Source organism: Streptomyces sp. NPDC029139, assembly GCF_055564335.1.
In genome coordinates this window covers 25,477-44,388 of record NZ_JBVHWN010000021.1, presented here as the reverse complement: position 1 = coordinate 44,388, position 18,912 = coordinate 25,477, and the positions used below count along the sequence as shown (strand labels likewise).

Here is an 18,912-nt window from a genome sequence, read left to right as displayed (position 1 = left end):
TCGGGGCTCAGCGGGAGCGGGGGCGCAGCGTCACGGCGGCCAGCACCGCGGGGACGGTGACGAGCAGCGTCATGGACACGAGCGAGCCTCCGCCCGTGGGTTCGGACCGCTGGGCGCGGCGGTAGGCGGGCAGGGCGACGGGAGTCGGCGCCGGCGGCCGGATGCTCAACGAGGGACTCGGGGGCGGCGGTGCGGGCAGCGCGGGCACCTCGGGAGCGCCGGGCGCCGGGGCGGGCTTTGGCGGGGCCGAAACCGCGGGCGGCCGCACCGGCGGGGGCGGCGGGTCGGCCCGTACGGGAGGAGGCGGCGCCGGGGACGGCGGCGGGGGCTTCGGGGTGGGGGTGGGGGCCGGTCGCGGGGGTTGCGGCGACGGCGGGGCCGGGGTGGGCGAGCACGCGCCGGGCCCGATGACCGAGACCGAGGTGTGCGAACCACCCGGCCCGGTCGTGGCATAGGCGCAGGCATCGGCGGCGGCGGGCGCCGGTGTGGCGAGGAGCCACAGCAGCGCGGCGGCCGCCAGGGGCCGCGCGAGAGACGATCCGTACGGAGACACGCCGAAGATCATGATCGCAAGCCCGGCGCGTAAGGGCGGGAACGGCCCGGATTCGCCGGATGGAGGGGTTCTCGAAGGGCGCTGGTTTGACGTTTCCGCGAAAACTCCTTCGCGTCCCCTTGAGTGTCCGGCCCCCGCGCTCCGTATTCATTGCCGGGAACGGCGTCCAGCGCCGCGCCGACACCATCATTGAGCACTGGGAGTTGACATGAAGTCCTGGGGGAACGCGGCAATCGCTCTGACGGCGGTGGCCGTCCTCGCGCTGACGACGGCGTGCGGTCAGGAGAAGGGCGAGTCACCGCTGGACGGGCAGCCCGCGGGAGCGGCGAGCCCGGCCGGCGCACCGGCCGACAACGGCTACGGCTCCGGCGGGTACGCCTCCGGGGGTTATGGATCCGACGCCGGCGGCGGAGGCGGCGAGGCGGAGCCGGCCGGGCAGTTGGCGGTGGCCGACACCAAGCAACTGGGCAAGGTGGTCACGGACAGCGAGGGCTTCACCCTCTACCGCTTCGACAAGGACTCCTCCTCCCCGCCCCGCGCCACCTGTGAGGGCGACTGCGCCAAGGCGTGGCCGGTCGTGAGCGCCGCGGGCGCCAAGCCTCCGGCCGGCGTGGACGCGGCGCTGCTCGGCGAGGTGGCCCGCGCCGACGGCAGCAAGCAACTCACCCTCGACGGCTGGCCGATGTACCGGTACGCCAAGGACACCAAGCCCGGAGACATCAACGGCCAGGGCGTCGGCGGCACCTGGTTCGCCGCCGCCCCCGACGGGAAGAAGGCCGCCGCCCCCGCCGCGGGCGCCGGAGCGGACATCGGCGGAGGGGCGGACGCGGGCGATGCGGAGGATTCCGATGCGCCCGCCGCCGGCCTCTCCGTGCGCAAGGACCCCGAGCTCGGTGACATCGTGGTCGATTCGCGAGGAATGACGGTTTACCGATTCAAGAAGGATTCCGCCTGGCCCATGAAGACGGCCTGCACGGGCGCCTGCCTGGAGAAGTGGCCGGTTGTCGCCCCTGTCGACAAGAACGACATCGAGGGGATCACCAAGAAGGGCTTCGTGACCTTCAACCGCCCGGACGGCATCAAGCAGCAGACGATCGACTGCTGGCCCCTCTACACCTTCGCCGGCGACGAGGCTCCCGGAGACACCAACGGCCAAGGTGTGGGCGGCACCTGGTACGCCGTGTCCCCGGAGGGAAAGCTGGTCGGAGCGCCCAAGTAGGTCCCCCGCGCCGCGCTTCCGGCCGGCCGGCCCGCCGTCGCCCCCGGGTGACGGCGGGTCGGCGCACGACCATATGCACGTGAATTTGCACGGCCTGAAGGCGTGAACTCTTCGTTCCGGCTGCACGTGCCAATGGCGTGTGACCAAGAACGGACCGCGAATTTCCGTTTCTACTCGCCCTCTCGGCGGGCGATCAGTAGCCTCGGCTCGAACACCGGCCGCGAACACATGGCCGTATCCTCCGTGGCGACTTGTTGGAGACATTGATGGAGCGTCCCGCCTGGGCTCCGCCGGGTATCGATATTTCGGTGCCGAGCGTGTCCCGTATGTACGACTTCTATCTGGGCGGCTCGCACAATTTCGAGGTGGACCGGCAAGCGGCCCGCAAGGCCATGGAGTTCATGCCGGGACTCCCCAAGATCATGCAGGCGAACCGTGCCTTCATGCGTCGCGCGGTCCGCTTCGCGGTCGACAACGGCATCACCCAGTTCCTCGACATCGGCTCCGGCATACCCACGTTCGGCAACGTCCACGAGGTCGCCCAGGCCGCCGCCCCCGGCGCCCGGGTGGTGTACGTCGACCACGACCCGGTCGCCGTGGCGCACAGCAGGGCCGTCCTCGAGGGCAACGCCGACGCGGCCGTCCTCTCCGCGGACCTGCGCAAGCCGCAGGAGATCCTGCACAGCCCCGAGGTCGGCCGACTCATCGACCTCGAGCGGCCTGTGGCCCTGCTGCTCGTCGCCGTCCTGCACTTCCTCGAGGACGAGGACGAGCCCGGCCGGGCGGTCGCCGAACTCGTCGACGCCCTCGCCCCCGGCAGCGTCGTCATCCTGACCCACGCCTCCTACGAAGGCATCCCGCTGACGGAGGATCAGGCCGGCGGCACCGTCGGGGTCTACCGCAACATCCGCAATCCGCTCGTGATGCGCTCGCACGAGGAGATCCTGCGGTTCTTCGAAGGGCTCGACCTGGTCGACCCCGGCCTCGTCTCCATGCCTCTCTGGCGGCCCGAGGGCCCCACGGACGAGGAGGATCCATTCGCCTTCTCGGGATTCGCAGGGGTGGGGCGCAAGGCGTGAGGGTGCCGTCACAGCCGTCCGGTTCCGGCGCGGACCCGGACGGCCCGGAGGACAGACTCAGGAGGTTCGCGACCATTTGGAGCCGGGCCATCTTCCCCGTCACCGCGACCTCCCTCACCCGCGCCGACTTCGAGCTCCATCTGCTGCCGCTCGCCCGCACGTTGTGCGAGGCACTGCACGCCCGGCCCTTCGACACGGCCCCCGCTCACCGCACGGGGGCCGCACTGGTGGCCGCCCACTGCACCGACCCGGACGCGCTGAGCCGCACCCTCGGAGTCATCGACTCCTACCTGGTGCTGTACTGCGGCACGGAGGGGGAGGTGCCCGCGGAGGAGCTGCGCGCCCGCAGCTCGCGGCTCCAGCACGCCCTCGCCGCCGGGTACGCCCAGGCCCTCCGCGAGCGGACCCTGCTGGAGCAGGAGGCCATCGCCCGCTCCGCGCTCAACGCCCGCACCGCCGCCGAAGTGGCCCTGCACGCCACGGAGAGCCGCTTCCGGGCGGTCTTCGACGGGGCCGCGATCGGCATCGGCATCGCCGATCTCGAAGGAAACATCCTGGAGATCAACGAGACCCTGACCCGGATGTTCGGCGGTCTCGAGAACACCATCCGCAACCGCAACGTCAGCGAGTGGGTGCACCCCGAGGACGGCCCGCACGTCTGGCGGCTCTACGACGAGCTGGTGCGCGGCGAGCGGGAGAGCTACCGGGTCGAGAAGCCGTACGACCGCGGCGACGGCACGGTGCTGTGGACCAACCTCACCGTCTCGCTCCTCCGCGACGCCGAGGGCTTCCCCCAGTACCAGCTGGCGCTGATGGAGGACACCACCGAGCGGCGGCTGCTCAACCTGCGGCTGCGGTACGAGGCGACCCACGACGCGCTCACGGGGCTGCCCAACCGGACCCTGTTCTTCGAGCGCCTGGAGAAGGCGCTCGCCGCGGGCGACGGCGCCCGCTTCGGGCTCTGCTACCTGGACCTCGACGGCTTCAAGGCCATCAACGACAGCCTGGGCCACGCGGCCGGGGACCGCCTTCTCGTCGAGGTCGCCGACCGGCTGCAGACCTGCGCCACGGCCCCGGGCGAGATGGTGGCCCGGCTCGGCGGCGACGAGTTCGTCGCGCTCACCACCGGGCCCGGAACCGAGCGGGACGTCGTCGAGCTGGCGAACCGTATCCTCGCCGCACTCGCCTCGCCCGTGCGGATCGACGGCCGTGAGCTGACCGTGCGCGGCAGCATCGGTGTCGTCGAGGGACCGGCGGGGGAGCGAACCCCGGCCGAGGTGCTGCGCAGCGCAGACATCACCATGTACCGCGCCAAGTCGGCGGGCGGCAACCGCTTCGAGTTCGCCGACGCGGAGGCCGACGCCCGCGCCATCACCCGGCACGGGCTGACCACCGCGCTGCCGGCGGCGCTGGAGCGCGGCGAGTTCTTCATCGAGTACCAGCCGCTGGTGCACCTCGGCGACGGCAGCGTGCACGGCGCTGAGGCGCTCGTACGGTGGTGCCACCCGCAGCACGGTGTGCTCGGCCCCGACCGTTTCATACCGCTCGCCGAGAACACCGGCCTGATCGTGCCGCTGGGCCGCTGGGTGCTCCAGGAGGCGGTCCGCCAGGCCCGCTTCTGGCAGACGCGGCACTCCGACGGCGGCCCGCTGCGGATCAACGTCAACCTCTCACCGACCCAGCTGCACCACCCCCGCCTGGTCGCCGACACGGTCGACGTCCTGGAGCGCTCGGGCCTGGAGCCCGGCGCCCTGTGCCTGGAGGTCACCGAGTCGGCGCTGATCGGCGCGGACGACGACCTGCTGAAGCCGCTGCGGCAGCTCGCGGAGATGGGCGTGGACATCGCCCTGGACGACTTCGGCACGGGCTACTCGAACCTGGCGAACCTGCGCCGGCTGCCGGTGAGCGTCCTCAAGCTGGACCGGTCCTTCACCCGCGGCATGCAGCAGCACCCGGCGGACCCGGTGGACCTCAAGATCGTGGAGGGCATCGTCGCGCTGGCGCACAGCCTGGAGCTGGCGGTGACGGTGGAGGGGGTGGAGACGCGGGCGCAGGCGCAGCAGCTCCGCGAACTGGGCTGCGACACGGCCCAGGGCTGGTACTACGCCCGCCCGGGGGCGCCGGACCGGATCCACTCCTTGCTCCTGGCGGACGCGGTGTAGAGGGCTCCCGGTGCCCGGGGTGCCCACGGGTGCGGCGCCGTCGTGGGTCGTGCCCACCCGTTCCGCCCCGCGACACGCCTGCCCCCGACCAGGGTGGGTGGGCACCGCCCCAGCACCGCGCCAACACCGCCCCAGCGGGCCGGGAGCCGCCCCCTGGGCTAGCGCGGGAGGCGGGAGGCCAGGAGCATGCGTTGGAGTTCGCGGGCCGCCCGCGGGGGCGCCACGTCGCTGCGGTGCGCCAGCGCGATCGTGCGCCGCAGCCCCGGACGGGCCAGCGAGGTGACCCGCAGGTCCCGGCCCGCCCGCGCCGCCACCATCGCCGGTACCACCGCCACCCCCAGCCCCGCCCGTACGAAACCCAGCACCGCGTCCATCTCCCCGCCCTCCACCGTGAACGAGGGCTCGAACCCCTCCGCCCGGCACGCCGCCACCGTCAGCTCCCGCAGGTCGTAGCCGTGCCGGAACATCACCAGCGGCTGGTCCCGCAGATCCGCGATCCGCACCGGCCGCCCCGGCGCCGGCGCCGCCGCGCTCGACACGACCACCAGATCCTCGCGCAGCAGCTCCACCGTGGTCAGCGCCGGAGACGGCGTCGGCAGCGGCAGCACCACCAGCGCCAGGTCCAGCGCGCCGCGCGCCAGCTCCCGTACGAGGTCGTGCGAGCCGCTCTCCTCGATGAGGAGCCGGATCCCCGGGTGCTGGTCGTGGAAGGCGCGCAGCACGTCCGGCAGCAGACCCGTGCACAGACTCGGCGTCGCCCCGAGCCGCACCCGCCCCCGCCGCAGCTGCACCAGCTCCTGCACCTCGTGCCGGGCCGTGTCCGTGTCCTCCAGGATCCGCCGGGCCAGTGGCAGCAGCGCCTCGCCCGCGTCCGTCAGCGCGATGTTCCCCCGCGCCCGGCTGAACAGCTCCGCCCCCAGTTCCCGCTCCAGGGCCCTGATCTGCTGCGAGAGCGAGGGCTGCGAGACGTGCACCCGCTCGGCGGCGCGGGTGAAGTGCCGGGTCTCCGCCACGGCCACGAAGTACAGGAGCTGCTGGAACTGCATAGGCTCAGCCTATCGAGATGAGCCGGACCATGTCTTGGACCTCTGAGGGCTTTCCGCCCTAGCGTCTTCTCCATGGCTCTGGCAACGAAGACGGCACCCACGGAACGACCACCGTCGCCCGCGCGCTCCCGCGGATTCTGGGCGTCCACGATCGGCAAGAAGACGGTCATGGCCGTCAGCGGCCTGCTCATGCTCGGCTACCTCGTGGCCCACGTCATGGGCAACCTCAAGGTCTTCTTCGGCCCCGAGGAGTTCAACGCGTACGGCCACTGGTTGCGCACCATGGGCGCTCCCGTCCTGCACTACTCCTGGGCCCTGTGGCTCGTCCGGATCGTGCTGCTCGCGGCCGTCGTCGCCCACGCCGTCTCCGCGTACCAGCTCAGCAGGCGGGACATCAAGGCCCGCCCCACGGCCTACGTCCGCCGCCGCAAGGGGTCCTCCTACGCCACCCGCACCATGCGCTGGGGCGGGGTGATCCTCGCGCTCTTCATCGTCTGGCACATCCTCGACCTGACCACCGGCACCGTCCACTCCGGCGGCTTCCAGGAGGGCCGGCCGTACGAGAACGTCGTGGACACCTTCTCCACCTGGTACGGCAACGTGATCTACATCGTCGCCATGCTCGCCGTCGGCCTGCACGTCCGCCACGGGTTCTGGAGCGCCGCCCAGACGCTCGGCGTCGGCAACGCCCGCCGTGAGCGGCTGCTCAAGGCCCTCGCGAACGGCCTCGCGCTCGTGCTGACCGCGGGCTTCGTCTCCGTCCCCGTCGCCGTCATGACCGGAGTGGTGAGCTGACATGAGCTACCTCGACTTCGAGACCGGTGCGCCGGTCGTCGACCACAAGGCCCCCGCCGGCCCCATCGCCGAGCGCTGGGACACCCGCCGCTTCCAGGCCAAGCTGGTCAATCCGGCCAACCGCCGCAAGCACACCGTCATCGTCGTCGGCACCGGCCTCGCCGGCGGGTCCGCCGGCGCGACCCTCGCCGAACAGGGCTACCACGTCGTCCAGTTCTGTTACCAGGACTCCCCGCGCCGGGCCCACTCCATCGCCGCGCAGGGCGGCATCAACGCCGCGAAGAACTACCGCAACGACGGCGACTCCGTCCACCGCCTCTTCTACGACACCGTCAAGGGCGGCGACTTCCGCGCCCGCGAGTCCAACGTCCACCGCCTCGCGCAGATCTCGGTCGAGATCATCGACCAGTGCGTCGCCCAGGGCGTCCCCTTCGCCCGGGAGTACGGCGGCCTGCTCGACACCCGCTCCTTCGGCGGCGTCCAGGTCTCCCGTACCTTCTACGCCCGCGGCCAGACCGGCCAGCAGCTCCTCCTCGGCGCGTACCAGGCGCTGTCCCGGCAGATCGCGGCCGGAAACGTCGAACTGCACGCCCGGACCGAGATGCTCGACCTGATCGTGGTCGACGGGCGGGCGCGCGGCATCGTCGCCCGCGACCTGATCACCGGCGCGATCTCCACCCACTACGCGGACGCGGTGGTCCTCGCCAGCGGCGGCTACGGCAACGTCTTCTACCTCTCGACGAACGCCATGAACTCCAACGCCACCGCCGTCTGGCGGGCGCACCGGCGCGGAGCGTACTTCGCCAACCCCTGCTTCACCCAGATCCACCCCACCTGCATCCCGCGCACCGGCGACCACCAGTCCAAGCTCACGCTGATGAGCGAGTCGCTGCGCAACGACGGCCGCATCTGGGTCCCCAAGGCGAAGGGCGACACCCGCCCCGCCGCCGAGATCCCCGAGGACGAACGCGACTACTACCTGGAGCGCATCTACCCCTCCTTCGGCAACCTCGTCCCGCGCGACATCGCCTCCCGCGCCGCCAAGAACGTCTGCGACGAGGGCCGGGGCGTCGGACCGGGCGGCCAGGGCGTGTACCTCGACTTCGCGGACGCCATCCGGCGGATGGGCCGCAAGGCCGTCGAGGAGAAGTACGGCAACCTCTTCGACATGTACGAGCGGATCACCGCCGAGAACCCGTACGAGGTGCCGATGCGGATCTACCCCGCCGTGCACTACACCATGGGCGGACTCTGGGTCGACTACGACCTCCAGACCACCGTGCCGGGCCTGTTCGCCATCGGAGAGGCCAACTTCTCCGACCACGGCGCCAACCGGCTCGGTGCCTCCGCGCTGATGCAGGGCCTCGCCGACGGCTACTTCGTCCTGCCGTCCACGATCAACGACTATCTGGCCCGCCACCCGTCGAGCGAACCCCTCGACGACGACCACCCGGTGGTGCGCGAGGTGCTGGCCGAGACCGAGGACCGCCTCAACCTCCTGCTCTCGGTCGACGGCGACCGCACGCCCGACTCCTTCCACCGCGAACTGGGCGAGCTGATGTGGGAGTTCTGCGGCATGGCCCGCACGGAGGAGGGCCTGCGCAAGGCGCTCGACCGCATCCCCCGGATCCGCGAGGAGTTCTGGCGCCGGATCAAGGTTCCCGGCACGGGAGAGGAGTTCAACCAGTCGCTGGAGAAGGCCAACCGGATCGTCGACTACCTGGAGCTCGCCGAGCTGATGTGTCTCGACGCGCTGAACCGGGCCGAGTCCTGCGGCGGCCACTTCCGCGAGGAGTCCCAGACCCCGGACGGCGAGGCCGCCCGGCGCGACGAGGAGTTCTCGTACGCCGCCGCCTGGGAGTTCCGGGGCACCGGCGACGCCCCCGTCCTGCACAAGGAAGACCTCGTCTTCGAGTACGTCCACCCCACCCAGCGGAGCTACGCATGAAGCTCACCCTGCGCGTCTGGCGCCAGAAGAACACCGACGCCCCCGGCGCCATGTCCACGTACGAGGTGGACGGAATCTCCTCCGACATGTCGTTCCTGGAGATGCTCGACACCCTCAACGAGGAGCTCATCCGCAAGGGCGAGGACCCGGTCGCCTTCGACCACGACTGCCGCGAGGGCATCTGCGGCGCGTGCAGCCTCGTCATCAACGGCGACGCCCACGGACCGGAGCGTACGACCACCTGCCAGCTCCACATGCGGGCCTTCCGTGACGGCGACACGATCGACATCGAGCCGTGGCGCGCGTCCGCCTTCCCGGTGGTCAAGGACCTGGTGGTCGACCGCTCCGCCTTCGACCGCATCATCCAGGCCGGCGGCTACATCAGCGTCCCGACGGGCGCGGCCCCCGAGGCGCACGCCACGCCGGTCCCCAAGGCCGACGCGGACTTCGCCTTCGAGCACGCCGAGTGCATCGGCTGCGGAGCGTGCGTGGCGGCCTGCCCCAACGGCTCGGCGATGCTCTTCACCTCCGCCAAGGTCAACCACCTGAACGTCCTGCCCCAGGGCGCCCCGGAGCGCGAGACGCGCGTCCTGGACATGGTGGGCCAGATGGACGCCGAGGGCTTCGGCGGCTGCACCCTGACCGGCGAGTGCGCGACGGCCTGCCCGAAGGGGATCCCGCTCCCGTCGATCGCGGCGATGAACAAGGAGTGGCTGCGGGCCCAGCGCAAGTCCGCCCGCCGGTAAGGGGGATCGGGTCGGTCGCCCTATACTCCCCTGTGCTCTACCGGCCGGCCGGACACGGAGACACGGGGGAAGCATGGCGGAGATCGTGGAGACGTCGCTGAGTCTGAGCGCCCTGGCCGCGGTCGGACCGGCGCTGGCGTTGCGAGCGGTGACAGTGCCGCTGCTGAGGCGGGCTCAGCGCGATCTTCGGCAGCAGGCGCTGAGCGAGCGCTCGGCGCCGCCCTGGATCGCCGGCGGAGCGGTCGCGGGCGAGTTGGCGCTGGCCGTGGGGGGAGGCGTCGGCCTGTGGTTCCTGGTGAGTCTGGACTCCTATCCCGCGTACTACTTCCTGAGGGTCCCCATCGCCCTCGAGAGCGGCTTCACGCTGTCGAACCACCTCGGCTACGCGCAGGCGATGGGCTGGGCCCTGTACGTCGTCCTCCTCGGTCTGGGCGCGGTCGTCTGGCCGCTGCTGTGGTTCCGAACGCAGCGCAACCTCCTGACCGCGGGTGTGCCCGCGGGGTCCTGGACCTCGTCGCCCGAGGCGCGGCTGCGGACCGGGGTACTGCTGGCGCTCCGGGTGGCACTGGGGCTGTTCCTGCCGACGGGGCTGGCCTTGGCCGCCGTCGCGTGCCAGGCCGTCGCCTACACGGCAAGCCGCAGGTATCTCCCCGATGAAGGCGTTGCGGCCCTGGGCGCCGCGGTCCCCGCCGGGCGGGCCGCCGCCGACGCGCCGACGGCGGGGCCCGGGTACGTGCCTCCCGCCCGGCCCCCGCGGCGGGCCGGGCCCGCCCCGTACGTGCCGACCCGGCCCAGCCCGGTCGCGGTCCCCGTACCGCACCACCCGCTTCACCCGGGCGAGGCGCCGACGATCGGCGGCTACCAGCTCCTCGGCCGCATCGGCGCCGGCGGCATGGGCACGGTCTACCTCGCCCGGCGGGAGGGGGCGGCGACGCAGGTGGCGCTGAAGACCATCAATGCGGAACTCCTCGACAACGCGGACCTGTTGCGCCGGTTCCAGCGCGAGTCCGAGGTGCTGTCCATGGTCCCCGGTGCCTACACCGCCCGCGTCCTCGACTCCGGCGTCGACGCCGGACGGCCGTACCTGGCCATGGAGTTGCTGGACGGACGGCCCCTCGACGCGTACCTGGAGGAGCAGGGGCCGATCCGGGCCCCCGAAGCGCTGCGGGCGCTGGCGCTCGCGCTGGCCGTGGCCCTGTCCGGGGTCCACCGGCTGGGCCTGGTCCACCGCGACCTCAAGCCCGCGAACATCATGCTGACCTCGGCCGGGCCACGCCTGCTCGACTTCGGCATCGCGGACCTGGTCGACGGCACCCGGCTCACCCGCACCGGCGCCGGGCCGGGGACCCTGACCTACATGGCGCCGGAACAGTTCGGCGAGGAGCGGGTCGGTCCGGCCGCCGACGTGTGGGCATGGGCCTGCTGCGTGGTCTGTGCCGCACACGGCAGCAGCCCGTTCGCGGCGACCAGTACGGGAGCGGTGATCCGCCGGATCGTCGACGGCGATCCGGAGGCCGCCGCGCTGGCCGCGGTCCACGCCCTCGCCCCGGACCTCGCGGCCGCCGTGAGCCGGGCACTGACCGTCGACCCGGCCGCCCGGCCGGCGGACGGCGCGGGCCTGGTGGACCTGCTCACGTCGCAGGCCGGCCCGCACCACGAGCCGACGCAACCGGACACGGTCCGTGACGAGATCACCCGAGGCTGGCGCACCCTGCCGCTCTGACGGCGAGGGAGCACATGTGTCGCGCCTGAGCCGCCCGTGCGCCGGAGCCGTTCCGGGAGCCAGGGCGGCGGCCACCAGGGGTGCCGTGGCGGTTGCCCTCGCCGTGGCGTCGCCCTCGCCATGACGACGGCGGGTGCCGCCCCCGCCGGCGGCCCGTACGCGACGCACCACAGCCCGTCCGTGGTCCAGGGCGGCCCGTACGCGACGCACAGTGACCCGTCCGTGGTCCAGGGCGGCCCGTACGCGACGCCCGGCAGCCCGCACAGCACCCACGGCGACGCGTACGTGGCGCAAGGGCCAGGGCCTCTCCACCGAGGAGCGAACCGCGCAGCCGGCCGCCGTCGCCCCGCCGACGCAGGGGCGACGGCGGCCGGTTACCTATGCGTACCGCACGGGCGGAACGTGACAGCGGCGACTGTCGTGGCCCCTCGGGGCCGTGACAACGTCGACTCGTCACCGACCGAGGGAGTGCGTTGTGAACAAGGGGTACGCGGTTTTCTGCGACGCCGACCGTCACTTCTACGACGCCCCGCACCGCCTCGTCTTCGCCGACGGAGGGGGCGACTCCCTCTACCCGGCCGCCACACTCCCCGTCCCCGAGGGCTGGACCCGCCGGCGGACGGGCGACTGGCTCGCCCTGCGCCCGCTGGGCCGCCCGCTCCCGGCGCAGGGCTGGAAGATCCACGTCTCGGCCGCTCTCGACAACGCGGAGACGGTCCTCGCCACCGTCCGGGACTACTGCCTGCGCCATGACGTGGCCTTCAAGTTCGTGCCGAGCCGGTACCTGCTGCACCAGCGCAACGCCAAGTACGCGGACCGCGCGGCGAGCGGCAAGTTCATCACGGTCTACCCGGCCGACGACAAGCAGTGCGAACGCGTGGCCACCGACCTGGCGCGGTCGCTCGACGGTGAACCGGGCCCCTACATCCTCAGCGACCTGCGGTGGGGCCGGGGCCCCGTGCACCTGCGGTACGGGAGCTTCGTCCGCCGCCACTGCTACGACGCGCACGGGGAGTTGCGGCCGGCCATCGAGGACGGCTCGGGCACCCTCGTACCCGACCAGCGCGGTCCCGTCTTCTCCGTGCCCGCGTGGGTGACCCCGCCCCCCTTCCTGCGCCCGCACCTCGACGCGAGGGCCGCGGTGACCGTCCAGGACATGCCGTACGAGATCGAGAAGGCCCTGCACTTCTCCAACGGCGGCGGTGTCTACGAGGCCCGGCACCGGCGGACCGGCAGACGCGTCGTCCTGAAGGAGGCGCGGCCGTACGCCGGGCTGGCCGCCGACGGCGCCGACGCCGTCGCACGGCTGCACCGCGAACGCGGCGCGCTGGAGCGGCTTTCGGGGCTCGCCTGCACACCGGAGGTCCTCGACAGCTTCACCCTTGGCGACCACCACTTCCTGGCCCTCGAGTTCGTGGAGGGCAAGCCGCTCAACACCTTCTTCGCCCGCAGGCATCCGCTGATGGAGGCCGATCCGTCGGCGGAGCGGCTCGCCGAGTACACGGAGTGGGCGCTGCGCGTACATGGGCTCGTGGAGCGGGCCATGGCCGAGGTGCATGCGCGCGGGATCGTCTTCAACGACCTGCACCTGTTCAACATCATGGTGTCCGAGGACGAGTCCTCCGTGGTGCTGCTGGACTTCGAGGCGGCACAGCCGGCCGCGGCCGGCGGCCGCCAGACCGTCGCCAACCCGGCGTTCGTCGCACCCGCCGACCGGCGTGGCCTCGACGTGGACCGCTACGCCCTCGCCTGCCTGCGCATCGCCCTGTTCGTCCCGCTCACCAGCCTCTTCGCCGTGGACCGGGCCAAGGCCGCGCACCTGGCGGAGGTCGCGGCGGCGCGGTTCCCGGTACCCCGGGACTTCCTGGAGGCGGCAGTACGGGAGATCATCCGCGAACCGGCCGGTGACGCGCCTCCCGGCGGTGCGCCGGCGCCCGCCCGTCCCGCGGGCAGGGCCCGCTTCCTTCCCGAGGAGCCGGGAGACTGGCCGCGCAGCCGCGACTCGATGGTGCGCGCGATCCTGGCATCGGCGACCCCGGACCGGGAGGATCGTTTCTTCCCCGGCGACATCGCGCAGTTCGCCACCGCCGGCGGCGCGCTGTCCCTCGGCTACGGTACGGCGGGCGTCCTCCACGCCCTCCAGGAGAGCGGGGCCGAGCGGTGCCCCGCGGCGGAGGCCGGACTCCTGCGGTACGCGAAACAGCCGGGGTCCGGCACGCCGCTCGGCTTCTACGACGGGCTGACCGGCATCGCGTGGACCCTCCAGCGGCTCGGGCACACGGCGGCCGCCCTCGAACTGGCGGACCTGGTCCTCGAGGAGGACCACGACGCACTCGCCCCCGACCTGCACGGCGGAACGGCCGGCATCGGCCTGGCCCTGGACGCCCTGGCCACCGCCACCGGTGAGACGGCCCTGCACGACGCGGCCCTGCGCTGCGCGGAACTGACGGCCCGCCCGCCCGCCGCCTCCCGGGCGGCGGGGGAGTCACCGGGCCGGGTGCGGACCGGGCTGCTGCACGGTGGGGCCGGCCGGGCACTGCTGTTCGTCCGGCTCTACGAACGCACCCGGGACACCGCCCTCCTCGACCTCGCCGCCGAAGCGCTCCACGACGACCTCTCCCGGTGTGTGCGCGGAATCTCCGGCACCCTCCAGGTCGACGAGGGCTGGCGGACGATGCCGTACCTCGGCGCCGGCAGTGTGGGCATCGGCATGGTGATCGACGACTACCTCCTCCACCGCCGCGACGACGCCCTCGAGCGGGCCCGCCACGAGATCGTGCGGGCGGCCCAGGCCACCTTCTACGCCCAGCCGGGACTCTTTCGCGGCGCCTCCGGGATGGTGCTCCACCTCGCCCGCACGAACGTCGGCGGCCCCGGCACGGAGCCGGCGGACGTACGCCGCCAGGTCGACTGCCTGACCTGGCACGCGATGGCCTACCAGGGCCATCTCGCCTTCCCCGGCGAACAGATGATGCGGCTCTCCATGGACCTCGCCACCGGCACCGCGGGCGTCCTGCTGGCCCTCGCGGCAGCGCTGGGCGACCGCCCGGCACACCTGCCCTTCCTCCCGCCGCTTCCGCGGCCCCAGAACCGGCCCCGTACCGGGGTCGTCCCTGCACCACCGTCCCCACACGAAAGGAAACGATCATGAACCTGCTCGACCTGCAGTCGCTGGAGACCCCCAAGGACGAGGCCGTCGGTGACGTCGAGACCGGTAGCCGCGCGAGCCTTCTGCTCTGCGGCGACAGCAGCCTCAGCGTGACGACCTGCAACTGACCCGGCCCGGCTCCGCGTACGGCAGCTGAGCACGTCGGCGCGGAGTCCCGGTGCCCCTGGAGCGCGTCTCCGGGGGCACCGGCCGTCGGGGGCCGAGCGCGGGGGCTGCCCGGCCGGGGAACCACACCCGCCAGGAGAAAGGGCATCGGATGGCCTCGCCGACCGGTTCCGACCGGCTGTCGCGCGGCGCCGTACGGCACACCGCCGGAACCACGGTCGCGCTGCTCGTCTGCTCGGTCGCCGGTGCGGCCTGCTCCCTCGCCGTCCCCGCCATGGCCGGCAGGACCCTGGATCTGCTGCTGCACCAGCGCCCCGGCGCGGGCACCTGGCTGGTGTACGTCGGCGTGCTGCTCGCCGCGGAAGTCCTGCTGGAGGGCGCGTCGGTCCTGCTGACCCAGCTCACCAACGCCCGCGCCACCGCCTGGATCCGCCGACGTGCGCTGACCGGGCTGCTCCGCACGGCCCCTCATCGCGCCGCGTCCCACTCCGGCGGCGACGTCGCCGCCCGGCTGTGCGTCAACGCCACGGACAGCGGCACCGCACCGGCGGCGCTCGCGACCTCGGTGGCCTCCGTACTCGCCCCGGCCGGTGCCCTCGTCGCGCTGGCCGTCATCGACCTCTGGCTCGCCGCCGTCTTCGCCGCCGGTCTTCCCCTGCTCCTGCTGCTGCTGCGCGCGTTCGCGCACCAGTCCTCCGACACCGTCGGCCGGTACCAGCATGCGCAGGGTGTCATCGCCGCCCGGCTGGCCGAGGCGCTGAAAGGCGCGCGCACCATCGCCGCCGCGGACACGGCACGCCGCGAGGAGGAGCGCATCCTCGCCCCACTGGAGGACATGACGCGGCACGGCACGCGCATGTGGCTCGTCCACGGTCGCGCCGTGGCCCGCAGCGGAGTCCTGCTCCCGTTGCTCACCACCGCCGTCGTGGCGGTGGCGGGGACCCGGCTCGCCTCGGGGGAGCTCAGCGTCGGCGCACTGCTGGCCGCCACCCGGTACGCCGCCCTCGCCGCCGGCATCGGAGGCATCGCGGTGCCGCTCGGCACGCTGGTGCGGGCCCGCAGCGCAGGACGCCGCACCTCCGAACTCGCCGACCTTCCCCCCGTGCCGTACGGCTCCGCCGTCCTGCCTGCCGACGGGCCCGGTGGCCTGGAGCTACGGGGAGTGCGGGTGGTGCGCGACGGCCTCCCGCTGCTCACGGACGTGACGCTCGCGATCGACGGCGGATCGACGGTGGCCGTCGTGGGCCGCTCGGGCGCGGGCAAGTCGACCCTGGCCGCTGTCGCGGGCCGGCTGACCGACCCCGACGCGGGGCAGGTCCTCCTCGACGGTGTCGCCATGGCCGCGCTGTCCCACGACGAACTGCGGGGGGCGACCGCCTACGCGTTCGCCCGGCCCGCCTTCGACGGCGGCGCCGCCGCCACGGTCCGTTCCGCGGTCGCCGCCGGGATCGGCCCCGGCCGGGGCCCCGCCACGACCGCCGAGGTCCGACGGGCGGCGCGTGCCGCGAGCGCCGACAGCTTCATCCGGCTGCTGCCGCGCGGCTACCACACGCCCTTGGACGACGCGCCGTTCTCCGGTGGCGAGAGCCAACGCCTCGGGCTGGCACGGGCGTTCATCGGCGCGGGCCGCCTGATGATTCTCGATGACGCGATGTCGAGCCTCGACACGGCCACCGAACGGCAGGTGGAGCTCGCCCTCTCCACCCTGCTGCGGCCGTGCACCACCTTGATCGTGGCCCACCGGGTGTCCACCGCCGCCCGCGCGGACCGGGTCGTCTGGCTGGAGGGGGGCCGCGTGCGGCGGTACGCACCGCACCGCCGGCTGTGGGAGGACCCGGACTACCGCGCCGTGTTCTCCGCCCACGACGGCCCCGGGGCGGGCGCATGACCGCGGGGGCGGACACGGGCCGGGCGGCGGACCCTCCGCAGACGCGGCCGGCCCCCCGTGACGCGGGGGTGGCCGCCGGAAAGCCCGGGGCGTCCCGGCGCGTCAGGGCTTCGGCGGCGGTCTTCCTCGGCCGCCGCAAGGGCGTGCTGGTCAGACTGGCGGCATGGTCCGCGGCCGAGTCCGCGCAGACGTTCCTCGGCGGCTACTGCGTGGCACGTGCCCTGGACGACGGCTTCCTGCGGGGCGCCCCGGCGACCGGGCTGCTCTGGCTGACCGGCGCCGTCGTGGCCATCCTTCTCGGCGCTCCGGTCCTCCGTGGGGTCTTCGCCCAACTCGCGCATCTGACCGAACCGTTGCGCGATCACCTCGTACGGCGGTCGGTGCGCCACGCGCTGCGCGCCGCCACCGCAGCGGGCGCGACCGTGGACACGACCGCGGTGTCCCGGCTGACCAGCCAGACCGAGATCGCCCGCGACAGCTTCGCCGGGCTGGTGCTCGCCGCCCGCTCCTTCGTCTTCGTCGCCGCCGGAGCCTTGATCGGTCTGCTGTCACTGGCGCCGCGGTTGCTCCTCATCGTCCTCCCGCCGATGGTGCTGGGCCTCGCCCTGTTCACCGCTTCCCTGCGGCCCATGGCACGCGCCCAGCACCGCTACCTCGACGCCGACGAGGCGGTCGGGCGGAGAGCCGAGATCACGTGCACAGCCCTGCGCGACATCGTCGCCTGCGGAGCCCAGGAGCCGACCGCCACCCAAAACCGCCGTGCGATCGACGAGGCCGCCGCCGCCCAGCGCGCCATGGCCCGGTGGGCGGCGGCGCGCACGCTCTCCGTCGCGACGGCGGGGCAGCTGCCGGTGTTCCTGCTGCTTGCCGCGACCCCGTGGCTCCATCGCCACGGGGTCACGACCGGCGCCCTGGTGGGTGCGCTCACCTACGTTCTCCAGGCGCTCCTCCCGGCACTGCAGACACTGATGACGGTCCTGGGCGCCGCCGGAGCGCGTCTCTTCGTGATCCTCGACCGACTCACCCGTCCGATGCCCGAGCCCGCTCCTCCCACCGCCGCCCGTCGTGGGCACCCGCGGGCGGGTCGCGCGACGGCGGCACTGGAGCTGAGCGGGGTCCGGGCCGCATACGGGCCCGGTGCCCGTGCCGTCCTCGACCATCTGGAACTGACCGTCGAGGAGGGGGAGCACATCGCCGTCGTCGGCCCGAGCGGCATCGGCAAGTCGACCCTGCTGCACGTCGCCGCGGGGTTGCTGACGCCCGACCAGGGCGACGTACGCCTCGCCGGCCGCCCCGTCGCGCACCATCGCCCGCCCGAACTCGCGGCCCTGCGTGTACTGATTCCGCAGGAGGCGTACGTCTTCACCGGCACCCTGCGGGAGAACCTCCGGTATCTGCGGCCCGACGCCCGCCGGTCCGACGTCGACGAGGCCGTACGGGCCCTGGCGCTGGAACCGCTCGTCGACCGTCTCGGCGGGCTCGAAGGTCCGCTGACGCCGGACACACTCTCCCTCGGTGAGCGCCAGCTGATCGCCCTCGGGCGCGCGCATCTCTCCCCGGCCCCCCTGCTCCTGCTCGACGAGGCGACCTGCCATCTGGACCCCGTCGCGGAGGCCACGGCCGAGCGCGCCCTGCGCGCCCGGCCCGGGACCCTGGTCGTCGTGGCCCACCGGCTGTCGTCCGCCCTCCGCGCCGACCGGATCCTCGTCCTCGACGGCACCCGGGCCGCGTACGGCACGCACGACGACCTGCTCGTGCGGTCCGCTCTCTACCGCGACCTGGTGGGGCACTGGAACGACGTCCAGGAGTGAACGGGAGCGCGAGCCCGCCGAGACGTCACGCGACGGCGGTCAGGTCCACCCGGCACCCTGGGCGATCCGGATGGCGTCCACCCGATTGCGCGCGCCGACCTTGCGGATGACGCTCGCCATGTAGTTGCGGACCGTGCCCCTGGACAGGTAGAGCGTCGCGGCGATCTCGGCGACCGGCGCCCCCTTGGCGGCCAGCGAGAGAACAGTGAGCTCACGCCGGGTGAGCGGCATCTCCGCGGCTTGGAGAAATCCGACGGCGAGCGAGTCGTCGATGAAACGCTCGCCCGCGGCGACACGGTGCACCGCCTCGAGTAATCGGCTCTTCGAACCGTTCTTGTCGACGAATCCCGTCGCCCCCGCCGCGTGGGCCCGGCGCAGCACACCGGGTCGCTGAGCGGGAATCAGCGCCAGCAGCGGCCTGCCACCGGCTCCCGGGGTCGCCGGTGCCGATGTCGATGCGCTGCCGGGCGGCGCCCCGGCAGCGGGCAGACATTCGGCATCGGCGACGTACACGTCCGGAGGCGACGTCTCGGGCCCCGGCTCCCGGGGCCAGTGCGGCAGCGAGGAGACGACCAGGCACCCGCCCGATCGCAGCAGTTCCACCAGCGCGGCACGGAGGAGCTGTGCTTCGTAGACCACCGTCACTCTTGTCATTCCCACCCCTTCGG

At 73.1% G+C, this 18,912-nt stretch carries 14 protein-coding genes; 11 read left to right on the top strand and 3 right to left on the bottom strand.

Annotation, left to right across the window (positions count from 1 at the left end):
• Positions 1-7: 7 nt before the first annotated feature.
• Positions 8-553, bottom strand: a complete 546-nt coding sequence (locus ACZ4VW_RS30905; protein ID WP_467968160.1) for a hypothetical protein — start codon at positions 551-553, stop codon at positions 8-10.
• 208 nt (positions 554-761) lie between these two features.
• On the opposite strand from ACZ4VW_RS30905, the gene ACZ4VW_RS30900 reads away from it, so the two are divergent.
• The 3 genes from ACZ4VW_RS30900 to ACZ4VW_RS30890 all read left to right on the top strand — a co-directional run bounded on the left by ACZ4VW_RS30900 (position 762) and on the right by ACZ4VW_RS30890 (position 5,013).
• Positions 762-1,772, top strand: a complete 1,011-nt coding sequence (locus ACZ4VW_RS30900; protein ID WP_467968158.1) for an SCO0930 family lipoprotein — start codon at positions 762-764, stop codon at positions 1,770-1,772.
• Between the two features lie 266 nt (positions 1,773-2,038).
• Entirely contained in the window at positions 2,039-2,851 is an 813-nt protein-coding gene (locus ACZ4VW_RS30895; RefSeq protein WP_467968156.1) for an SAM-dependent methyltransferase, read from the top strand.
• Positions 2,848-5,013, top strand: coding sequence for a putative bifunctional diguanylate cyclase/phosphodiesterase (locus ACZ4VW_RS30890; protein ID WP_467968154.1), 2,166 nt, complete (start codon positions 2,848-2,850; stop codon positions 5,011-5,013). Before ACZ4VW_RS30895 ends, ACZ4VW_RS30890 begins: the two co-directional genes overlap by 4 nt.
• Positions 5,014-5,171: 158 nt before the next feature.
• Here ACZ4VW_RS30890 and ACZ4VW_RS30885 read toward each other — a convergent pair whose 3' ends face one another.
• Entirely contained in the window at positions 5,172-6,059 is an 888-nt protein-coding gene (locus ACZ4VW_RS30885; RefSeq protein ID WP_467968152.1) for a LysR family transcriptional regulator, read from the bottom strand.
• A 72-nt stretch (positions 6,060-6,131) separates the two neighbouring features.
• Here ACZ4VW_RS30885 and ACZ4VW_RS30880 point away from each other — a divergent pair, with 72 nt between their 5' ends.
• The 8 genes from ACZ4VW_RS30880 (at position 6,132) to ACZ4VW_RS30845 (ending at position 18,244) form a co-directional block, all read left to right on the top strand.
• Positions 6,132-6,854, top strand: a complete 723-nt coding sequence (locus ACZ4VW_RS30880; RefSeq protein WP_467968150.1) for a succinate dehydrogenase — start codon at positions 6,132-6,134, stop codon at positions 6,852-6,854.
• A gap of 1 nt (position 6,855) precedes the next feature.
• Positions 6,856-8,802, top strand: coding sequence for a fumarate reductase/succinate dehydrogenase flavoprotein subunit (locus ACZ4VW_RS30875; RefSeq protein WP_467968148.1), 1,947 nt, complete (start codon positions 6,856-6,858; stop codon positions 8,800-8,802).
• The gene (locus ACZ4VW_RS30870) at positions 8,799-9,548 is read left to right on the top strand and encodes a succinate dehydrogenase/fumarate reductase iron-sulfur subunit (protein WP_467968146.1); all 750 of its coding nucleotides are present in this window, start codon (positions 8,799-8,801) and stop codon (positions 9,546-9,548) included. Before ACZ4VW_RS30875 ends, ACZ4VW_RS30870 begins: the two co-directional genes overlap by 4 nt.
• A 73-nt stretch (positions 9,549-9,621) precedes the next feature.
• Positions 9,622-11,271 (top strand): protein kinase domain-containing protein, encoded by a 1,650-nt coding sequence (locus ACZ4VW_RS30865; protein ID WP_467968144.1) that lies wholly within the window; start codon positions 9,622-9,624, stop codon positions 11,269-11,271.
• Positions 11,272-11,746: 475 nt separating this feature from the next.
• Positions 11,747-14,422 carry a class III lanthionine synthetase LanKC gene (gene lanKC, locus ACZ4VW_RS30860; protein ID WP_467968142.1) on the top strand — a complete coding sequence of 892 codons (2,676 nt, stop codon included), beginning with the start codon at positions 11,747-11,749 and terminating at the stop codon, positions 14,420-14,422.
• Positions 14,419-14,547 (top strand): mycelium formation morphogenetic lantipeptide SapB, encoded by a 129-nt coding sequence (gene ramS / locus ACZ4VW_RS30855; RefSeq protein WP_355109764.1) that lies wholly within the window; start codon positions 14,419-14,421, stop codon positions 14,545-14,547. Before lanKC ends, ramS begins: the two co-directional genes overlap by 4 nt.
• 149 nt (positions 14,548-14,696) lie before the next feature.
• Entirely contained in the window at positions 14,697-16,433 is a 1,737-nt protein-coding gene (locus tag ACZ4VW_RS30850) for an ABC transporter transmembrane domain-containing protein (protein ID WP_467968140.1), read from the top strand.
• Positions 16,430-18,244: an ATP-binding cassette domain-containing protein gene (locus tag ACZ4VW_RS30845; RefSeq protein ID WP_467968138.1), complete on the top strand. Its 1,815-nt coding sequence runs from the start codon at positions 16,430-16,432 to the stop codon at positions 18,242-18,244. Before ACZ4VW_RS30850 ends, ACZ4VW_RS30845 begins: the two co-directional genes overlap by 4 nt.
• A gap of 39 nt (positions 18,245-18,283) precedes the next feature.
• Here the strand turns inward: ACZ4VW_RS30845 and ACZ4VW_RS30840 are convergent, their stop codons facing one another.
• Positions 18,284-18,898, bottom strand: coding sequence for a LuxR C-terminal-related transcriptional regulator (locus tag ACZ4VW_RS30840; RefSeq protein ID WP_467968136.1), 615 nt, complete (start codon positions 18,896-18,898; stop codon positions 18,284-18,286).
• Between the last annotated feature and the right edge of the window lie 14 nt (positions 18,899-18,912).